The organism is Candidatus Magnetominusculus xianensis (assembly GCA_001541255.1).
GTDB classification, from domain to species: Bacteria; Nitrospirota; Thermodesulfovibrionia; order Thermodesulfovibrionales; family Magnetobacteriaceae; genus Magnetominusculus; species Magnetominusculus xianensis.
Map to the genome: position 1 here is coordinate 1 of LNQR01000064.1, position 18245 is coordinate 18245.

Consider the following 18245-nt stretch of genomic DNA (forward strand, 5'->3'; position numbering starts at 1 on the left):
TCGATGGTACTACTTGCTTTCATGGATTGCCCCTCTCTCTGGTACATTTTTCATGACCGCTTTTGGTACATTTTATCATGGCCGGCGACATTGCCCACTCAACGGTTTAAAAAAGTTGTCCAGTTCGTCCTGAAGCGAGCCTTTCAGCAGATTAAATAAAAAAAGTATTACACTTGAAAAGGGCAATTTCCTCTTCCGAGTGAAATCTTTTGCATCGACTCATATCGCTCAGACAATTCACTTGAAAATATCTTCTCTCTAAGTATTACAAGTAGGTTGGCATACTTTTTGGAAAGCATTTTCTATGCCAGAAGTCATGTTTTTCATTGCTTTCCTCCATCTTTTCTTATTATTATGCCGATTATTCAGCTCACCTATTATAACTTTTCTGCCGCCAATTTGTCAGAATTATCTCGCTGCTTAAGTTAATGACATTGATATAATACTTTAATAAATTACATAATAATATTATTATTCATTTTTCAAAAATACCCCCGCTGCCCAGCGCTATGCCCCCCTCAAAAAAAGGTGGGGGCTTTACTATTATTACACAGTCTGGAAAGCTGGAATCCAGAGAATGAAATGACTATTGATATTTTCAAATGCGTTTGCCCTGGAAAGTTGAATCTGCATCCCGGTGGTTCACCGGAATGCAGGTCTGTTAGGGAATTTGTGCAGCTTACCCTTACTTGAGGGAATTAAGAGTCTGAAGCATTTCGTTTACGGTCTGTATACCCTTTGAGTTCGCCTCAAATGACCTCTGGTATGAAATCATATTGACAAATTCAGTGCTGAGGTCAACGTTGCTTGCCTCAAGCGAACCGGAAACCACTCGTCCCAGACCGTCTGAATTTGCTATATTAACAATTGGGGTACCAGAATCCTTTGACGCCATGTACATGTTGCCGCTTATTTTAGTAAGTTTTTCTTCGGAATTAAAGCGCGCCAGTGCCATTTGACCAAGCGTAGCTATTTGTCCATTTGAAAGCGTGGCAGTAATAACTCCATCATCAGAGATTGTAACAGATTTTACAGAACCTGCTGCGTAACCGTTTTGTGAGGAGCTTATCATTTGGTTTGCTTCGGCAAGCTGTGTTGTGCCGCTAAACCCTATGCCGCCTTCATTTATCGACTTTCCATAATCGAACACGATGCCCTGAGGAGATGCCACTGATGTGCCAAAGTCAAAGTATAAAGTCGGATTAGTATTTGATGTGGAAGATGTGCCGTCACTGACCAGCGCACCGCTGGTGTTAAACGTCAGGGTCTGCGTTGTGCCTGTTGCCATTGTCAGTATGGGACTTGAGGCAGTCGTTGATGGGTTATTGCCAGCTTGATACGCATAGTGAACCTCCCACGAATTGTCACCAAGTTTTGTAAAATATCCCGTAACCTCATGAGAGCCTCCCTGAGAATCATAAACCGTCGTTGTTCTGGAGTAGCTATAATTTGCAGGGTCATTGTTAATGCCATCGCCATTGCCATCAAGTGTAAATGCTGCAGAGACAACCGAGGCGTGTGAATTAAGATTAACTCCAGTTGTTACGAGAGTCGTTCGCTGTGCCATCGATATGTTGCTTTGTATCTTAATGTTAGTTAAAATACCATTATTAGTGTTGCTGCTTGTAGCATTAACATCGGTACCCATATATCCCTGAACCCTCATGCCGGAAGATGTTATCAGATAACCGTTCTTATCGACATTGAAGGCCCCTGCCCTCGTATACATAGTAGCCCCGGTTGAAGTGTCTTTAACTACAAAAAACCCATCGCCATCAACCGCCATATCATACACATTGCCGGTATTTATCAAGGAACCCTGCGTAAAAAATGTACTTACGCTGATTACCTGAGTGCCCTGTCCAATCTGCCCATTATACGTCCCAACATATTGGCTGAGCACGTCTCCAAAGTTTGCCCTGTTGGCCTTATAACCTGATGTGTTCATGTTGGAGATATTGTTACTAACAACATCTAAAGCGGTACCGGTACTGGTCATTCCGCTTACTGCACTCCACAGTGATGATATCATCTATTTACCCCTCCTTTTTATCAGGCAGTTTTTGCGGCTGTGGCAACGGGTGAATTTATTTCCTTAACGTTAATCATCTGCACACTGCTTCCGTTGTCAAGCGTAAGATAAGTAACACCGTTGTCGAACTTCACACCACTTACTGTTCCTGTAGAGCCGTCATCCATAACTACACTCTTGCCTATAAGACCTGTTGCTGCCATATTGTTTAGCGAATTTGAGTATGCGCTGAGCGCCTTCATGTTCGTGTTGAGATTCGTCAACTGCTGAACTGATGTAAACTGAGCCATCTGGCTTGAGAAATCTGAAGTGTCCATCGGCTCCATCGGGTCCTGATATTTTAACTGTGTGGTGAAAAGAGATAAAAAGTCCACCATATCATTGCCAAAACTGGAAGATGTAGTATCTGATGACGATGTTGTATCTGTCTTTGACGACGAACTTGTCTTCGATGACGAAGACGAGGCTGCCGTGGCATTGGCGCTCTTGCTCGCAGAATAATAATTCCCCATAGTATTTGCACTACCTACTGATGATACTCCCATAATTCCCTCCTTATTACGTTAACATTTTAAGCAAATATACTTATGCCATCATATTTATAAGCAGTCCTTGCATACCCTGTAACAGCTATGGGCTGCAACTGCCTTTCTTCTCTTATGTGTTTAGCTGCGCTTTGCTCGTTTTTTCCTTCTTTATAATTCCCGCCTCTGTCTTTAAGAGAAACAGTGAAACCTCCCACTGTAAGGCCCTCTTTTGTCAGTGCGCTGACTATTTCATGCAGGTTCTTCTCTATAATTCCCTTTGCAGCCGAATCTGAAGCGCTTATATTGGCATTTAAAACACCTTTTTGCACGTTTACACTGATGTCAAGCTTTCCTATGCCGTCCGGCTCAAGTTTTACCTCGATGGACGTGTCAGTCTTTCTCGTGATTGTAAACCTGTTGCCATTCAATTCGACGGTCTTTGCGCCGCCTACTGCGAGTTTTTCACCTGTGTCACCTGTGGCGGCCTGGCTGGTCTTGCCAAGCGCTTCGTGAACCTGAGTTTTGTCCACTGAAAAGACAGCAGCGCTTATTCCATCATCCTGTTTTGAATCACCATTGTTGACTTCCTTTATTGTGTCAGGCGTGTCCTTTGACAAATCGTGCTTCGACAACTGTGAGCCGCTTGAATCTGCTATATTTATTACCGGCAGATTGTTCTGTGGGGCATTCGATTTTGGGGACAGTTCACTAAGGATGTCAGAGGACTCTTTAGAGGATAATTCATTCTTAGCAGCGTGCCGCACGGAGTTTAAATCTACAAGATTAATTGCCTGCGAAACATTATCAGGGGGCTTCAGTGCAGCAGTTAACTGCTCAGGAGTCTTAATCTCCGGGATTTTTATCTCTACTGCACTCATGTTACTTGCGGCATCTGTGGTAGTAGGTTTAACAAGCGCCTGCTTCAGAGCGTCAGTATTGCCTGTCATAAGATTACCTGTTATAAGATTACCTGTCTTGGGGGGGGTAACATTTTGCTGCTGAATTGGCTCTTTCAGAGACACAGCGTCATGTTTAACATCACAGTCATCGATGCTGCCGGGCTGCGGCAAAAGGCTGCTTATTTCTGGCTTAGTCTCTGGCATCTGTTTTGTATCAACTACAGATGTGATATCATCCTTCTCAGCTTTAGCGTTGAGTGGTTGCAGCATACTTATTATTTCTGGTTTGGTATTTTGCTGCTGTGTAGCGCCAAGCAGAGACAGAATATCGTTTTTCACGGTATTAGTACTAACTGATTCCACTCCATCTGAATTATCACCGGTGATACCGGTGGGTTGAAGGTTAATCATAACGGGTGCAGTGGCAGCTACAGTGACTGAACCTGCCAGTGCTTCTGCCTCGATGTTATTTTTGTTAATCCTGCCTTTCATTGCCTTATCGAGAACAGTGGTAAACTGTTCATCGTCTTTGGCTGTTGTGGTATCGTCCGAACGCGGGGTCGTTGAATCATCTGCCTCAAGTGTAGTGCTGGTTGACTGCATCGCAGAGGTAGCGTCAGCCAGCTTGCTGTCGTCATCAGAATGGTTAGCCCTGTTTGAGCGGGAGCTTGAGTGACCGCGCTTGCTTTTGACAGTTGAGCTGGACTCGGTGGTGTTGTGAGTCTCGTCGTCGGCGTCTGGCCTCTGGGCATCTGATCTCTGGGTGTCTGGCTTCTGGGCGCTTAACTCTCTTACCTGCGTCTTCGGCTTCGGTTGAACCAGGCTGCTTATGTTGTTTCCGATTATATGTAGTATCTCACTCATGTAAGTAGTAAGAGCAAAATACGTGCCAAACAAAACCAGACCGTGTGTACTGGGAATTTACGATAAACCGGAGATACTACAGGGAAAATTTTTCACCTAACAGGTAATTTTTTCGTTACCTTTGACATCAGGTCAGTAAATATAGCGGCTTTTCTTTTATCCATTGCAGACAGCACAGCAGCCGTCTTACGGGGTTTCATTTTAACAAGAATTGCTACGGAAAGCTCCTCATCAAGCAGCTCAAGTTCTTTTGCGGCGTTCTCTGCGGGCATCGATTCATATATTTTGACTAAGTTGTTCATTCTTTCGGTGTTGGTCTCTTTCAGTTTTGCCATAATCTCATCAAGTTGTCTCAGGAGTTTTTCGTATTCGGCTATTTTTTTATCTACTTCTGCCTTTAAGTCGTTCAGTCTCTCCTCTTCCTTTTTTACAGCCTCTTCTCTTCTCGACAATTCCATGTTCTTAGTTTTGCCGGAATCCGCAGGCTGTTGAGTGGCAGCAGGCGTATCCTGGGCAAAAACTATGGCGTTGCTGCAAACACAGCCCCATAGCGCCAGTGCCAGCAGAGTTTTATTCACGCGTAATACGCGCCCGTGTAATACTTGAAAGATACGCAAAATCCATCTGGCGCTGCTCGATAGCCGTATTTCTCTTATCGTCTTCATATATTACCTTGTCCTTAAGTATTCCAACTGTTTTTAATTCCTTATAGGTCTCGATGAGGACAGCCTGTCTGTCCTTAAGCTCATCATCCTTTTGTGCTACGACAAGCATTTGTTCGTCTATGTTTTTATATAACGTATCGATATAATTATAGTATATTGTCAGTTCAAAGGTGTTTACAATGCTGCCGGTTTTTTTTTGTTCCAGGTCGGCTGTCGTCTCTGCCAGAAGTCTCTCCAGCACTGCAAGGACTTCCTGTTCTTCTCTGAGGGCCTTCCATGCCTTATGAACCTCTATTTCGGCCTCGTCTTTTTTGAATTCCCTGACCTGTTCTATTCGTTTAAGCGTATCTAATTTTGGCATAAGTTATTCCTTATCTTGATTTCGAAAATAACTGATCAAGCCCCTTAAGGCTGGTTTGAAAGTCCCTCGGCTCTGTCATCCCCTGCTTTAAATACGTATTCAACCTGTCTATCATTGAAATGGCATAGTCAACCTTTGGATTAGAACCTTCTTTGTACGCGCCAAGGTTTATCATATCCTCAAATCTCTTATACACCGACATCACCTCAACAAATCTGCCCGCAGTGTCCAAGTGTCCCTTAGTAATTATATCAGGCATTACCCTGCTTATTGACCTTAACACATTAATGGCCGGATAGTGATTTTCCATCGCAAGGTCCCTTGACAGGACAATGTGGCCGTCCAAAATAGACATAACAGAGTCAGCCACAGGGTCTGACAGGTCATCGCCCTCAACAAGGACGCTGTATATGCCCGTGATACTTCCCTTTCCCTTTTGCGTCCCTGCCCGCTCAAGGAGTTTTGGCAGGAGGGCAAAGACCGATGGTGTGTAGCCTTTGGTAGCCGGCGGCTCACCAACTGCCAGCCCTATCTCACGCTGTGCCATGGCAATACGTGTCAGCGAGTCCATAAACAGCAGCACGTCCTTCCCCAGGCTCCTGAAATATTCACTTATGGCCGTTGCCACAAACGCACCCTTGACCTTGGCAACCGGTGATTGTTCAGACGTAGAGACCACAGCAACCGACCGTTTCATTCCCTCAGGCCCAAGGTCTCTTTCTATAAACTCCCTTACCTCTCTGTTTCTCTCTCCAACAAGGGCAATTACATTGACGTCGGCACGAGTGTATTTTGCCATCATCCCCAGAAGTACACTTTTTCCTACTCCGGCCCCGGACATGATTCCAATTCTCTGCCCCTTGCCAACCGTCAAAAGACCGTTAATTGCCGCAATCCCTAGGTCTATTGGCTCACTTATTCGCTCCCTTGACATGGGGTTTGGCGGGATTGACATCAACGGGTAGCTGAAACCGCTTATCGGGCCTTTACCATCGATGGGATGCCCGGATTCGTTTATAACCCTTCCGATAAGACCATCGCCTACCTTAATTGAGACCTTCTTTCCCATGGAAAGAATCCTGCTGTTGGGTTTTATCCATGATATGTCGCCGGTAGCCATTAATAGCGCCTTTGAGTCCTTGAATCCCACAATCTCTGCGTCTATTGGGAGCTGGTTGTCAGAATATATCTTACACGCATCTCCGACGCTGGCCTTTATGCCTGTGGCCTTTATCATGATGCCGGTGATCTCCGTTATTCTGCCGTATACCCTGAGCGGCTCTGAGTCTTCGGCTGCCTTTATGTATGGCGCTAAATTAACTTGCAGCAAGTTTTTGCCTCATATCTTCCAGTATATTTATCAGCAGCTCATCGACATTGGTAACTACCTCTTCCATCGGGCCTACAACTACAGGGCCGTTTACAGGCAGAGACGGGTCAATGTCAAGCACCACCTCCTGGTGCAGCTCAAGAAACTCCGGCCTTTTCTTTAAAAACAACTCATGCAGGGACGGGTGAATCTTTATTGTAATCTGCCCCATCTTCTCAAGCCTGTTTATACCCTCTTTGACTAGTTTGACAACAAAGTCAGGGTTTATGGACAGTTCTTCGTAGAGCGCCTTTTTTGCAATAGTTATGGCAAGCGTAAGCAGCTGCGGCTCAATCTCCCGAAGCTGCTTTTCCCTTAATTGCTCAAACTGCGTTAACATAGTCTCAAGCTGCCCTATCAACAGTACTACCTTTTCCTCGAATGACTTCTGGCCTTCCACAAGCCCGGCCTGAAAACCTTTTTCATATGCGTCTTTCTCTATTTGCTGCGCCCGCTGCCTTGCCTCACGCTCGATGGCCTCAGGGTCTACCACGTGTTCAGGCTGGACATCGCTGACCTCTGTAACTCCGCTAAATTCCTCATCCCGGTCTTCCAGCGAAGGCAGCGTGTATGTCTGCAGATTGGAGTCTCTTAATACCTTATGGCTATACAAGCGCTTCCTCCTCTCCGCTTCCAGGTAAGGTTATCTTGCCTGCTTCGCTGAGCTTTCTTGTCGCCTTGATGATACTCTGCTGGGCCTTCTCTACCTCTGAGACCCTCACAGGGCCTTTTACTTCCATATCTTCCTTAAGTATTTCAGCAGCCCTCTTAGACATATTCTTAAATATCAGTTCTTTCAGTGCATCAGAGGCAGTCTTCAGCGCTAGTGACAGCTCATCTGTGCTAACCTCCTTAAGTATCTGCTGAACGTCTCTGTCGGCAATCCTGACAATGTCCTCAAAGACAAACATGAACTGCCTTATGGATTCTGCTAGTTCATAGTCGTGGCTTTCGATATTCTCAAGGATAAGTTCTTCAGTAGCCTTGTCCGTAGAGTTAAGGATTTGGGCAACCTTTTTCACGCCGCCCACTTTAATGCCCTCGCTCCTGTCTATGTCAAGCTCGCTCTTTAGCACATCTTCTATCTCCCCGATTGCATCCACAGGGATACCCTCTGTGGTTGCCATTCTCATAGCAACATCGACTTTTAACGATTTTGGCAGCGTTGTCAGCACATTTGCCGCCTGTCCAGGGTCAAGCAGGGTAAGTATAAGGGCAATGGTCTGGGGATGCTCTGTAAGCAAAAAGTTGGTCAGCTTTTTCGCGTCAATCTTCTTTAGCGACTCAAGGGTTGACTCAACGGCAGTTTTTTCCATAATTACCTTTGCGGTCTTTTCGTCCAGCCCCTTAGTCAGCATATGCCGTACATAGTCACCGCCCCCTACGTATATGTCTCCCTTTTCAATCTTCGTAGATGCCTCTTTGAAGACCGACTTTATCTCTTCCTCTTTCAGCGATTGAATCTTGGCCATCATTGAACTAACCTTGCCGATTTCCTTAACATCAAGGCTTTTTAGCACTTCGGCAGCGGCGTCCTCACCAATTGCCGTCAGAAATATCGCGGCTTTCTCCGGACCAGTCAGCTCTATCATCTCTCTCTCACCCTCCCTCTTCAGTCCCTATCCAGTCTTTTATCATCACTGCCGCCTGTTTAGGGTTGTCCTTCGCCCACTTAATCCATCTCTGTGTGTCTTCTTTCGCAGGGGCTTCCTTTGTTCCAGGCTGCTGTTGTAATAATTTCTCTGCCATTATGATGGCTCCTCGGCTGCCGAAGACATCCACTCTTTTATGAGTACTGCTGCCTGCGTTGGGTTGTCCTTCACCCAATCCGACCAGCCTGACATCTCCCGCTTAATAGTCATTTCCTCCGTAGGCGGCATCTTCATACCCTTTTCCTTGCCTGCCAGAGCCTTCCTGCCATCATCGTCTGCATCGCCGACTGTTCTGGAATACGGCAGCTCTTTCACAGTAGGCATTGACTCCTGTACTAGAGATTTTACTATTGGTCTGACCACAAATGCAACAAATAAGAGTGCCAGTAACACAGGTGCCAGATATTTTACAACCATCACACCATCCTTGAGATAGTCTGCATAGGTTCTCTTAACCGGTGCAATCTCTTCCTTTTGCAGAGGTTCAAATGGCATGTTTATTACTGTGACCTCGTCTCCCCTTTTTTCAGTAAAACCAATGGCCTTCTTCACAAGGTTCTCGTACTGCTTTAAGTCTTCTTCCTTATGTGGTGTATATACAACGTCTTTTGGGTCTTTTGAGTCTGCCTTTGCCGTATATATGCCATCCACTAATACTGCAGCGGTAAGCTTCTTTAACTTACCATATGGGGCTATAATATGGCTTGTTACCTTGGTGATTTCGTTATTTATCGTTTCGTTGAGTTTCTTCGTCTGCTGCTGACCGCCCTGTGACTGCGGCGTGGTCTTTGCTGGCAGATTCGATTGAACCCCGACTACCCCGGCAGGCTGCTGCGTTACAGACTCTTCACTTGACGTTTGTCTGCTCCTTACTACTTCACCGTCTGGGTCATACTTTTCCTCTTTCATCTCTGTGCGTGAGAAGTCTAGGTCTGTGTTTACCTTTACCTTGACTTTGTCCTTGCCAACTACCGGTTCAAGAATCTCCCGTACACTGGCCTCTATGTCTTTTTCATATTTTCGCTGATACTCTAGCTGTGTACTGGTCAAACCCATTACCTCATCGGCATGGCGCGTAAGCATGTTGCCGCTGCTGTCTACAATAGTCACATCGTTAGGGTTCAGCCCCTCGATGCTGCTCGAGACAAGGTGTACGATGCCCTGTATCTGCCCCTGTGTCAGCGACCTTGATGGCTTTAATGTAATAAGTATAGATGCCGTTGGGGGCTGCTTGTCCTTTACAAAAAGGGATTTCTCCGGCATTGCCAGATGAACTCGTGCCCTGTCAACCTCTCCAAGGGCCGTTATAGTCCTCGCAAGTTCTCCCTCAAGCGCCCTCTTATAGTTGAGCTTCTGAACAAAGTCGGTTGCCTGAAAGTCTGTCTTGTCGAACACCTCAAACCCTATTCCACCACCTTGGGGCAGCCCCTGGGCAGCCATCTGGAGCCTGAGATCATAGACCTTCTCAGCAGGAACCATAACGCTGTTTGATGTAACCTGATACGGGACTTTCATCTGCTGCAGCTTTTCAACCATCTTGCCTGCATCGGCCTCTGAAAGATTTGAAAACAGTATCGCATAGTTTGTCGACTGTGACCACGAAAACAACAACACTATCGCCGCTATGCCTAACACCAGCGATAATGCAATGATTAGCTTTTTCTTATTAGACCAGTTCTTTATCGTTTCAATAGTGTTTGCCATAATTAGTCCTGCGCTTATTTTTTGCTGTTTATAAAACGATTACATGTCTGAGTCCGCGTACCCGTTAATTTTAATGCATCTCAGAAAATAACCGCAACTTCCACTATCAACCAATTTCAGCCAGGGCCGGTATGCTGCTGCCGGCCTTGGTTCCTTAATTACCTGTTACATCTCTCTACAACTTCAGCAAGCTAACAGCTCACTACACCTGCATCCTCATTACCTCATCGTATGCGGTTAAAAGCCTGTTTCTCACTTCCACCATCAACTGAAAAGACATATCAGCCTTCTGCATTGCCATTACCGCGTTATTTACATCGCCGCCTTTAGCAAGGGCATCGACTGCCTTGTCGGCCTCCTGTTGAATGGCATTGACCTTTGAAAATGCCTCACGCAGAGCAGTGTCAAACCCACCGGCGTTTGAATCGGCAGCGCCCTTGTTTGCAGGTTTTATCTGCTGTGGAATTTCAAGACCAGAGCCTTTTATTGTTATTCCTGACATGACTACCTCCCTATCTCTAACGTTTTGAGGTACATACTTTTTGATATATTAAAAGCCGATACGTTGGCCTCATATGCCCTTGATGCCATCATCATGTTTACCATTTCCTCTATTACATTAACATTTGGCATTGCCACATATCCCTCAGGATTAGCGTCCGGATGTGTAGGGTCGTAAATAAGTGTGGGTGGAGTCTGGTCTTCTACTATCTCTGAGACCCTCACGCCATTGTTCATCGTGCCAGGGTCATTGCCCACAGGGGCTACCTGAAACGCCAAATCCCTTCTCTTATATGGGCCGCCTTGCTCTGTCCTTGTCGTGTGTACGTTTGCCAGATTTGACGCCACGACGTTCATCCTCTCACGCTGTGCTTCGAGGGCAGATGCACTTGTCTTAAAAACTCCGGCTAATTCCATTAGATATTCCTCTTCATAGCTGTTTTATACATCATTATCTTCTGCGATACCAACTTTGCAGCCGCCTGATATTTTAAGGCGTTTTCTGTCATCTTCGCAACTTCCATATCCACTTCGACATTGTTGCTGTCACCCCATAACAGGGCATTATCGTCAACCGTTACGCCGGAGGCAGACATCGGCACACCATCTTTAAAGTGCATCGGCTTCGTTGCATCCATCTTCAGGCGCTCTCCGTCAAAAAATGAACTAAAGTCAACATCCTTTGCCTTATAGTAGGGTGTGTCAGAGTTGGCAATGTTCGACGTCAACACCCTGTGCCTGAGCGCTGTGGCACTCATCAGCTTTTCTAAATTTAAAAATCCCCTGTCCAATTCCATGATACACTCCTCCGAGTTACAATTATATGCTAATATATCTATCAATAATCATGCCAGCCAAACTATTTATTCTGCTATTATACTTATACTTTATATCTTGTAACATAACTACGTGTATTATTTATATATTTACACTTAACTCATTGACAACTGCCTGTCTGAAAAAGGACGCTGAGGCGTCGTATTTCCAACAGTTTACTGTTCATCTGGAAAAAATTTCCCATATTCACTAAGCTTATTTCTTATTGTCCTCACGTTTACACCCAGAATCTTTGCCGCCTTTGTCTTATTGCCGTTTACGTCTTTGAGCGTTTTCATAATGAGGTCTCTTTCCATTTCCTTTATGCCGCGCTTATTGTTGTCTGGTGACAAATCAACCCTACGGGCCGAAGGTTGCTCTTCAAGCATGAAGTCAGATATATCAATCTCCTGATTCCTTGACAATAGTACTGCCCGATGTACAGTGTTTTCCAGTTCTCTGATATTACCGCGCCACTGATTTCTAAGGAGAAAATTCAGGGCAGAATCTGACAGCCGCTTGGCCTCTTTGTTAAGCAGGGCGGAGAATTTCCTGATAAAATAGTCTGAAAGCAGGGCAATGTCCTCGGGGCGTTCCCTCAGCGGGGGGACATGCAGGGGGAAAACACTGAGTCTGTAGTAGAGGTCTTCTCTGAAATTCCCCGCTTCGGCCTCTTTTCTCAGGTCCCTGTTGGTTGTGGCCAAGACCCTGGTATTGATAGGGATGGTGTGTTTTCCGCCTATCCTGTCGATTTCTCTCTCCTGAAGTACACGCAGGAGTTTTGCCTGAAGGCCCATTGGCATCTCCCCTATTTCGTCAAGGAGGATAGTGCCCTCGTTCGCCAGTTCAAATTTACCAAGTTTCTTATCTGATGCACCTGTAAAAGAACCCTTTTCGTGACCGAAAAGCTCAGATTCCATGAGATTTTCCGGGATTGCCGCACAGTTTACGGCAACAAATGGTTTTAACTTCCTGAGACTTTGACTGTGTATGTATCTGGCAATCAGCTCCTTGCCCGTGCCGCTCTCGCCATAGACCAACACCGTTGTATCACCTGCGGCAACATCACGGGAGATTTGTAACAGACGCGTCATCTTCGGATTGCCTGTGATGATATCCCTGTCCGAGGACATGGTCTCCATAATGGAGCTTATCTTGCTGCCTAACTTATCGAATGAAAACGGTTTCATAAGATAGTCTGTAGCGCCTTCTTTCATCGAATCAACTGCGTTTTCCACAGTGCCGTAGCCGGTTATTACCAGCACGGGAAGGTTCCCAACACGCCTTCTCACCTCTTTCAAAAAGGCGAGACCGTCCATTCTCGGCATCTTCATATCTGTGATAATCAGGGCAAACGGCGTATTGGCCATCTTAGCAAGACCGTCCTGACCGTTTTCTGCTACTGTAGCCTCAAACCCAAGCCTTTGAATGGCCTCTTTTAATGCGTCTCTCATCTGAGGGTCGTCATCGACCACCAATATAGGTTTCATTGTTTTCAATCGCCCCTCCATTTAATTATTCTAACATAATTTCAATCACATTTCTAGCGGCAGTACAATTTGAAAGGTACTGCCAATCCCCTTTTTGCTCTTTACCCTGATTATCCCATCATGGGCCAGCATTATCTTTGAGGCAATGGCAAGCCCAAGCCCCGTACCTTTTTCCTTTGTACTGAAAAAGGGATCAAAAATCCTCTCTATATTCTCATGCTCTATGCCTTCACCGTTGTCTTTGACCTCTACGACAGCGGACTTATTATCGTTGACACATTCATTAATAAATATCTCGCCGGACTCACCGGCAGCCTGGATTGCGTTTATTATTACGTTCATTAAGACCTGCTTTAATAACTCAGCATCGCCGTGAACCTGGATATCACAGTATTCACTCCTGGTAAACTTAATTGCACGTGCCTCTACAAGCGGCATCAGCATGAATATTGTATCAGTCACTATGGTGTTTAAGTTAAGCGAGTGGAAGAGCGGCTTTTGTGGTTTTGCGAAAAACAACATATTTGTAAGTATATTGTTCAAACTCCTGATCCCTGTGTAGATTCCCTTTGCAAAGTTCGTCTGGGGTGAGTTACCCAGCTCAGACTCAAGCATACTGGCATAAAGCTCTATGCTGCACAGAGGGCTTCTGATTTCATGCACAATCTGTGCCGCCATCTCACCCATCGCTATCAGGCGCTTATTGCGCTCCTGATGGGACTCAAGCTCTTTTATTCTCGTCATATCCTGTATCATTATCACCTGCCCCCTGACACAACCCCTTGAGTCGCTTACGTTTGAGCGGGATATCAATACGTTACGCTTCTTTTTATGCGTCTTTAGATATGTATCAGCCCCATCGCTGTCTATCTTTATATCGAGGCTGTCAAACGGCCTTCCTATTACCTCTTTTGAGCCTAGGCCTATCAGCTTTTCGGCGGCTTTGTTAAACATGGTAATATCTCCGGAGGGGTCGATGACGATAATAGATTCACTCAGGCTCTCTAAGATCCCCTTCAGGTAGTCCTCTGCCTCTTCTGTGTCGTACAGCGCCTTTTCTAACTGCCTGTTTTTCTCCTCAAGCTCCTCGGTCAGATACTGTACACGGTCTTTGAGTTTTTGATACATATGCTCAAGACTTTGCGAGGCAAGCATAAAGTTTTGAAATGCGTCGTTCAGACGCAATATATCTTCCATTGGCTTCACGGTTTCCATTAGTTTTCCTTATGTTTTCCTTATGTTATTAAAGTTCTACTGTATATCGTCCAGCCGTTTACTAACGCTTTCACCCTGAATTACCGATCTGGCAAATTTACTCAACTGTGAGCTTCCCACGCTGAGTTTTTTCAATGCCTCTTTCCCCTCAGTATCGTTTAGTATTGTGCCTGTCCTGTATAATGCCCATTCGTTTGAGGGGTCCTTAGACAGCGCCTGCCTGTAGTAATTAACGGCCTCGTCTTTTTTGCCGGTCTGCAATAAATGCTCTGCTATGTTCATGTCATCTTCAGAATTGCCCCCCAGGTTTTTCACTGCCTGTGCATAAAACGCCATAGCCTTCTCCTTATCCGGGGCAAAAGCTATGGAGTCTCTGAACATCTGAAGGTCGTATTTGGTAAAGTGTCTGATGGCAGTCAATCTTTCGTACACACCCTTTAGGTCCTGATTATCGTAAAGCACCTGTGCCTCAGACCTTAGGATGTCATCAGTCGGCACTTTATATTTTTTCAACTGCCCGAGGTATTTTACTGCTGTTGCCTTGTCACCCTTGTCTGCATAGAGTTGGGAGAGTTCATAGAGGGCATTTTGTCGTTCCAAGTCTGAGGAGTTGTGTAATATCCAATCAAGGACTTCTATGTATGGCTTGCCACCGCTGGTTTTCAATATATCGGCTGCCTTTAGGACAAGTTTTTCATAGTATGGATTAAAAAATGTCTTTCCGTAGTCTTTCCACAGGGATGTGAACAGCTCCTTATCGGCCTGTGCAGTCTCATTCAGAGTGGTCTCAAGTTTTTGTACGAGGGTTGTTGAGTTTGGGTTCTTTGCAATCATAGACTTTATGAGTTTGGCTGCATCTTTATATTTTTTTTCCTTTAACAGGAGGTCAATGTTATAAAAATCCAGTTCTTCCTTGTCCTTGCCGCTTACGTAGAGTTTCTTTAGGGCATCGATGGATTTCTGTGCAGCAGGCAGTTTTCCTGCATCTAAATTTATGCGGGTAAGCATCATCAGGGCCTTTGTCTTAATGTCCCTGTTTTTGGCATCTGCTGCCATGGTCAAATATTTGACTGCCCCACCGGTGTTTGAGGCATTTGCCTCGATTGTGCCAATGGTGAGGTCGGCCTTTTCTTTTAATTTTTCATTTGCTCCCTTTTTATCGCTTATCAGTTTGAAAATATCTTTTGCCCTGGGTATGTTGCCAGTCTGGAGGAGATTTTCAGCATACAGAAAGCGTGTCTCTTCGTTTGCGTCCAGATAATCAGCATCCTGCTGGACGGCCTTTTCATACACTTGCCTGGCCTCGTTTATCTTGCCTGTTTTCTGGAGCATATTTGCCTTGCCGTAAAGGGCGGCTGCGCTATCCCCTGCCTTTTCATATGCAGCAAGCGCCTCGGCATATTTTTTCGACATGTCGAAACTTTTTGCGAGATAGAGATTAGCCTTTTCGACATTTCTTGCGTTAGGGAATAAATCCAAATACTGATTGAAGCCTGTCTGGGTTTCATGTGGGTACTTTTTCTCAAAAAACAGCTCTGATTTCCTAAAAAGCGCCTCTGCGCGCACATCCGGGTTTGTGGAGAATGTAAAGGCCTTTCTGTATGAGTCGATAGCGCCAAGTGAGTTTTTCTGTCTGTCAAGAATCCTGGCATGGAGAAAACTACAGGCAGCGCCGGTCTCTGTGGTCTTCAGGTAACAGTCATTCAGCGCTTCTTTAGCACGTTTGTAGTCTTTCAACTCAAGATACAGCCACGCCTGTTTCAGCTCAGGCGTTACCAGCACCTTGCCTACATTAATGGCATCTGCAACCACAGCGCCATATAACGTTGCAGCTATCACTATCCCCGCTGTCAGAAATCTATTCATCACTATGTTACCTCAGAACACATAGCAATATAGTATGCAAAATATATACCAGAACGGGCCAGCACGGAAACAACTATAATCAAAGGGGTTTACTACGTTGAATGTCAAAAATCCGACGCTTTACGTGATTGGCGATTCGTTTAACTTTGCGTCAAGTCCTTTTTTCTTTAGTTTCTCAAGAAAAGTAGTCCTGTTCAGCCCAAGCAGCGCTGCTGCCTTGCTTTTCACGCCGCCGGAGATTTCCATGGCCTGAATAATGAACGATGTCTCAATGTCATCGAGGTGTGTCTGTAAGTCAATCCCCTCAGGGGACATCTGATACTGTAAGACCCCGGAGAACTCCGCCTTTTGTCTGGCATCAGAGAATCTTGGGGGTAAATCTTCCTGAGTTATAGTGCCTGTCTCATCTAATATCACAAATCTCTCTATCAGCGTTTCAAGTTCTCTGACGTTTCCCGGCCACTGGTAGTTAAGCATTAAGTCAATGGCCTCCGGAAGGATGTTCAGGGTTCTCTGGCCCTCCTTACCATCCTGTGAATCCGGGAACTTCCCAATAAATCTATTGATAAAGTGTTCTATCAGTAATGGTATATCGTCCTTGCGCTCTCTCAGAGGGCTGATGTGAATCGGAATAACGTTGAGGCGATAGTAGAGGTCTTCTCTGAAATTACCGTTCTTTGCCGCCACACCGAGGTCTTTGTTCGTAGCTGCCAGAATTCTGATGTCAACCTTTACTGTCCTTGTCCCCCCTACCCGCTCAAATTCCCTTTCCTGAAGCACTCTTAGAAGTTTTACCTGAAGCGATGGATGAAGCTCTCCTATCTCATCAAGCAGTATTGTACCCTTGTCAGCAAGCTCAAAACGCCCCTTGCGCGTATTTATCGCCCCTGTAAATGCACCCTTTTCATGCCCAAACAGCTCAGACTCAAGCAAGTCCTTTGGTATCGCACCGCAGTTCAGGGGAATAAAGGGATTTTCTGCCCTCGCGCTGTTCTTGTGAATCGCCTGAGCTACTAGTTCCTTCCCTGTGCCGCTTTCCCCTGTTATAAGTACCGTACTGTCGGCGCGCGAGACCTTGCTAATCATATTATAAAGACGCTGCATTTGGGCAGACTTCCCAATCAGCTTATCAAAATGCGTTTTTATTTCCATAACAATTTTATATTGTATAGCTATTTTTGTGCTATGTCAATATTAAAACACTAGTTTTTATGGGGTGTCGGCTGGCACAACGTGAGCATACAGCATAATTGTTCTTTTATACCCGCATGTTACGTCATTAACATAATGTATTAGTTTAGCTTATTTTAATAAGATATGTATGTTAATATTTTGACAGTGCAGAATTATTTTTCGAAAAAATCAAATATCAGGTCGTTAAACGCCTGCGGTGCCTCAAGCATTGGGCTGTGGCCGCAGTTTTCCAGATAGGTAAGCTGACACTCAGCAATAGCCCGCGCCGTTCTTTCGCTGCCAACCTTTGGTATTAAATCATCCCATGCGCCATGGATAAAGAGTGCAGGACATTTTATTTTATGAATCCTGTCCGTCCAGTTGGCCTCTGACATCGCCCTCGGATGCTCTACAAAGACCTGCTCTGATGATTTCAGCGCATGTGCTAAAATCTGTTCAAACATCTCGTCATCTGACATGCCGGGCATAACCGCCCTCAACCAGTGCCTCAGCATTGGTTCGTTTTGCATAATTGCGCGCATCATGTTATCGTCATAGTCAAAGCCAAGTGCAAGCCCATCCATAGCGATAGAATTGATGAGGACGAGTTTCTCTATCTTCTCAGGATAGTTTATAGCAAACAACTGGGCAATGCCTCCGCCCATTGAATGTCCGGCGAGATAAAATCGATTTAATCTCAGCGCATCGGCAAAGTCATTGACAAACGAAGCTAAGTAATCAAGCGTATGGCGGCTGCGAGTCTCCGGTGTGCCGCCGCTGCCGGGTAAATCAAGCGCATATGCCTCATACCCCGGCCTGATAAGTTGAAGTGACTTCCTCCACCAAAGCGACGATGCAAGGTTGCCATGAATGAAGATGACCTTTCTGGGGCCGGAGCCATGCTTCAGATATCCAACTTCGTCCCCTTTGGACGTATGTGTAAAAAGGCTGTTCACTTACTAATCACCAGGGCTGAGTATAGCATAAGGGATTAGAGTAAATCATCCCTTGAATTCTTTGTGACATTAGTGTCCGGTTAAAATAAAGAGAGCTGTGCGATAGGGTCTCTGACTTTAGAGGCATAGTAGTATTTAGAGGACAACAGGTCAAT

The 18245-nt window shown here is 45.4% G+C and carries 18 protein-coding genes; all 18 read right to left on the reverse strand.

Going from position 1 to position 18245, the window contains the following annotated elements; translation table 11 throughout:
* Positions 1–685: 685 nt before the first annotated feature.
* The 18 genes from flgF to ASN18_RS08980 all read right to left on the reverse strand — a co-directional run bounded on the left by flgF (position 686) and on the right by ASN18_RS08980 (position 18090).
* Positions 686–2032 (reverse strand): flagellar basal-body rod protein FlgF, encoded by a 1347-nt coding sequence (gene flgF / locus ASN18_RS08900; protein WP_085052396.1) that lies wholly within the window; start codon positions 2030–2032, stop codon positions 686–688.
* A 20-nt stretch (positions 2033–2052) separates the two neighbouring features.
* The gene (locus ASN18_RS08905) at positions 2053–2577 is read right to left on the reverse strand and encodes a flagellar hook capping FlgD N-terminal domain-containing protein (RefSeq protein ID WP_085052397.1); all 525 of its coding nucleotides are present in this window, start codon (positions 2575–2577) and stop codon (positions 2053–2055) included.
* 26 nt (positions 2578–2603) lie between these two features.
* Positions 2604–4322 (reverse strand): flagellar hook-length control protein FliK, encoded by a 1719-nt coding sequence (locus tag ASN18_RS08910; RefSeq protein WP_085052398.1) that lies wholly within the window; start codon positions 4320–4322, stop codon positions 2604–2606.
* Between the two features lie 92 nt (positions 4323–4414).
* The gene (locus ASN18_RS08915; protein ID WP_085052399.1) at positions 4415–4900 is read right to left on the reverse strand and encodes a MotE family protein; all 486 of its coding nucleotides are present in this window, start codon (positions 4898–4900) and stop codon (positions 4415–4417) included.
* The gene (fliJ, locus tag ASN18_RS08920; RefSeq protein ID WP_085052400.1) at positions 4893–5348 is read right to left on the reverse strand and encodes a flagellar export protein FliJ; all 456 of its coding nucleotides are present in this window, start codon (positions 5346–5348) and stop codon (positions 4893–4895) included. Before fliJ ends, ASN18_RS08915 begins: the two co-directional genes overlap by 8 nt.
* A 10-nt stretch (positions 5349–5358) precedes the next feature.
* Entirely contained in the window at positions 5359–6678 is a 1320-nt protein-coding gene (locus ASN18_RS08925) for a FliI/YscN family ATPase (protein ID WP_085052401.1), read from the reverse strand.
* Complete coding sequence (locus tag ASN18_RS08930) at positions 6665–7330, reverse strand: FliH/SctL family protein (protein WP_085052402.1); 666 nt, start codon at positions 7328–7330, stop codon at positions 6665–6667. Before ASN18_RS08930 ends, ASN18_RS08925 begins: the two co-directional genes overlap by 14 nt.
* Entirely contained in the window at positions 7323–8309 is a 987-nt protein-coding gene (gene fliG / locus ASN18_RS08935; RefSeq protein ID WP_085052403.1) for a flagellar motor switch protein FliG, read from the reverse strand. Before fliG ends, ASN18_RS08930 begins: the two co-directional genes overlap by 8 nt.
* 7 nt (positions 8310–8316) lie before the next feature.
* Positions 8317–8466 carry a hypothetical protein gene (locus tag ASN18_RS17160; RefSeq protein ID WP_157072904.1) on the reverse strand — a complete coding sequence of 50 codons (150 nt, stop codon included), beginning with the start codon at positions 8464–8466 and terminating at the stop codon, positions 8317–8319.
* Entirely contained in the window at positions 8466–10073 is a 1608-nt protein-coding gene (gene fliF, locus ASN18_RS08940) for a flagellar basal-body MS-ring/collar protein FliF (RefSeq protein ID WP_085052404.1), read from the reverse strand. Before fliF ends, ASN18_RS17160 begins: the two co-directional genes overlap by 1 nt.
* Before the next feature lie 202 nt (positions 10074–10275).
* Positions 10276–10575, reverse strand: a complete 300-nt coding sequence (gene fliE / locus ASN18_RS08945; protein ID WP_085052405.1) for a flagellar hook-basal body complex protein FliE — start codon at positions 10573–10575, stop codon at positions 10276–10278.
* A 2-nt stretch (positions 10576–10577) separates the two neighbouring features.
* Entirely contained in the window at positions 10578–10991 is a 414-nt protein-coding gene (gene flgC / locus ASN18_RS08950; RefSeq protein WP_085052406.1) for a flagellar basal body rod protein FlgC, read from the reverse strand.
* Complete coding sequence (gene flgB, locus ASN18_RS08955) at positions 10991–11371, reverse strand: flagellar basal body rod protein FlgB (protein WP_085052407.1); 381 nt, start codon at positions 11369–11371, stop codon at positions 10991–10993. Before flgB ends, flgC begins: the two co-directional genes overlap by 1 nt.
* A 195-nt stretch (positions 11372–11566) precedes the next feature.
* Positions 11567–12880, reverse strand: a complete 1314-nt coding sequence (locus tag ASN18_RS08960; RefSeq protein ID WP_085052408.1) for a sigma-54-dependent transcriptional regulator — start codon at positions 12878–12880, stop codon at positions 11567–11569.
* Between the two features lie 45 nt (positions 12881–12925).
* Positions 12926–14095 carry a two-component system sensor histidine kinase NtrB gene (locus ASN18_RS08965; RefSeq protein WP_085052409.1) on the reverse strand — a complete coding sequence of 390 codons (1170 nt, stop codon included), beginning with the start codon at positions 14093–14095 and terminating at the stop codon, positions 12926–12928.
* A 36-nt stretch (positions 14096–14131) separates the two neighbouring features.
* On the reverse strand, positions 14132–15961 hold the full coding sequence (locus tag ASN18_RS08970; RefSeq protein WP_085052410.1) for a tetratricopeptide repeat protein: 1830 nt from the start codon (positions 15959–15961) through the stop codon (positions 14132–14134).
* A gap of 120 nt (positions 15962–16081) precedes the next feature.
* Positions 16082–17113, reverse strand: coding sequence for a sigma-54 interaction domain-containing protein (locus ASN18_RS08975; protein WP_085052411.1), 1032 nt, complete (start codon positions 17111–17113; stop codon positions 16082–16084).
* A 194-nt stretch (positions 17114–17307) separates the two neighbouring features.
* A complete protein-coding gene (locus ASN18_RS08980) occupies positions 17308–18090 on the reverse strand; it encodes an alpha/beta fold hydrolase (protein WP_085052412.1) in 783 nt (260 codons plus the stop codon).
* Positions 18091–18245: the final 155 nt, after the last annotated feature.

Excerpts from the sequence above, each read along its gene's own strand:
- fliJ (WP_085052400.1), bottom strand. The coding sequence starts at position 5,348 with ATGCCAAAATTAGATACGCTTAAACGAATAGAACAGGTCAGGGAATTC.
- ASN18_RS08910 (WP_085052398.1), bottom strand. The coding sequence starts at position 4,322 with ATGAGTGAGATACTACATATAATCGGAAACAACATAAGCAGCCTGGTT.
- ASN18_RS17160 (WP_157072904.1), bottom strand. The coding sequence starts at position 8,466 with ATGGCAGAGAAATTATTACAACAGCAGCCTGGAACAAAGGAAGCCCCT.
- ASN18_RS08970 (WP_085052410.1), bottom strand. The coding sequence starts at position 15,961 with ATGAATAGATTTCTGACAGCGGGGATAGTGATAGCTGCAACGTTATAT.
- ASN18_RS08975 (WP_085052411.1), bottom strand. The coding sequence starts at position 17,113 with ATGGAAATAAAAACGCATTTTGATAAGCTGATTGGGAAGTCTGCCCAA.
- ASN18_RS08905 (WP_085052397.1), bottom strand. The coding sequence starts at position 2,577 with ATGGGAGTATCATCAGTAGGTAGTGCAAATACTATGGGGAATTATTAT.
- flgB (WP_085052407.1), bottom strand. The coding sequence starts at position 11,371 with ATGGAATTGGACAGGGGATTTTTAAATTTAGAAAAGCTGATGAGTGCC.
- fliE (WP_085052405.1), bottom strand. The coding sequence starts at position 10,575 with ATGTCAGGAATAACAATAAAAGGCTCTGGTCTTGAAATTCCACAGCAG.
- fliF (WP_085052404.1), bottom strand. The coding sequence starts at position 10,073 with ATGGCAAACACTATTGAAACGATAAAGAACTGGTCTAATAAGAAAAAG.
- fliG (WP_085052403.1), bottom strand. The coding sequence starts at position 8,309 with ATGATAGAGCTGACTGGTCCGGAGAAAGCCGCGATATTTCTGACGGCA.
- ASN18_RS08965 (WP_085052409.1), bottom strand. The coding sequence starts at position 14,095 with ATGGAAACCGTGAAGCCAATGGAAGATATATTGCGTCTGAACGACGCA.
- flgC (WP_085052406.1), bottom strand. The coding sequence starts at position 10,991 with ATGGAATTAGCCGGAGTTTTTAAGACAAGTGCATCTGCCCTCGAAGCA.
- ASN18_RS08960 (WP_085052408.1), bottom strand. The coding sequence starts at position 12,880 with ATGAAACCTATATTGGTGGTCGATGACGACCCTCAGATGAGAGACGCA.
- flgF (WP_085052396.1), bottom strand. The coding sequence starts at position 2,032 with ATGATATCATCACTGTGGAGTGCAGTAAGCGGAATGACCAGTACCGGT.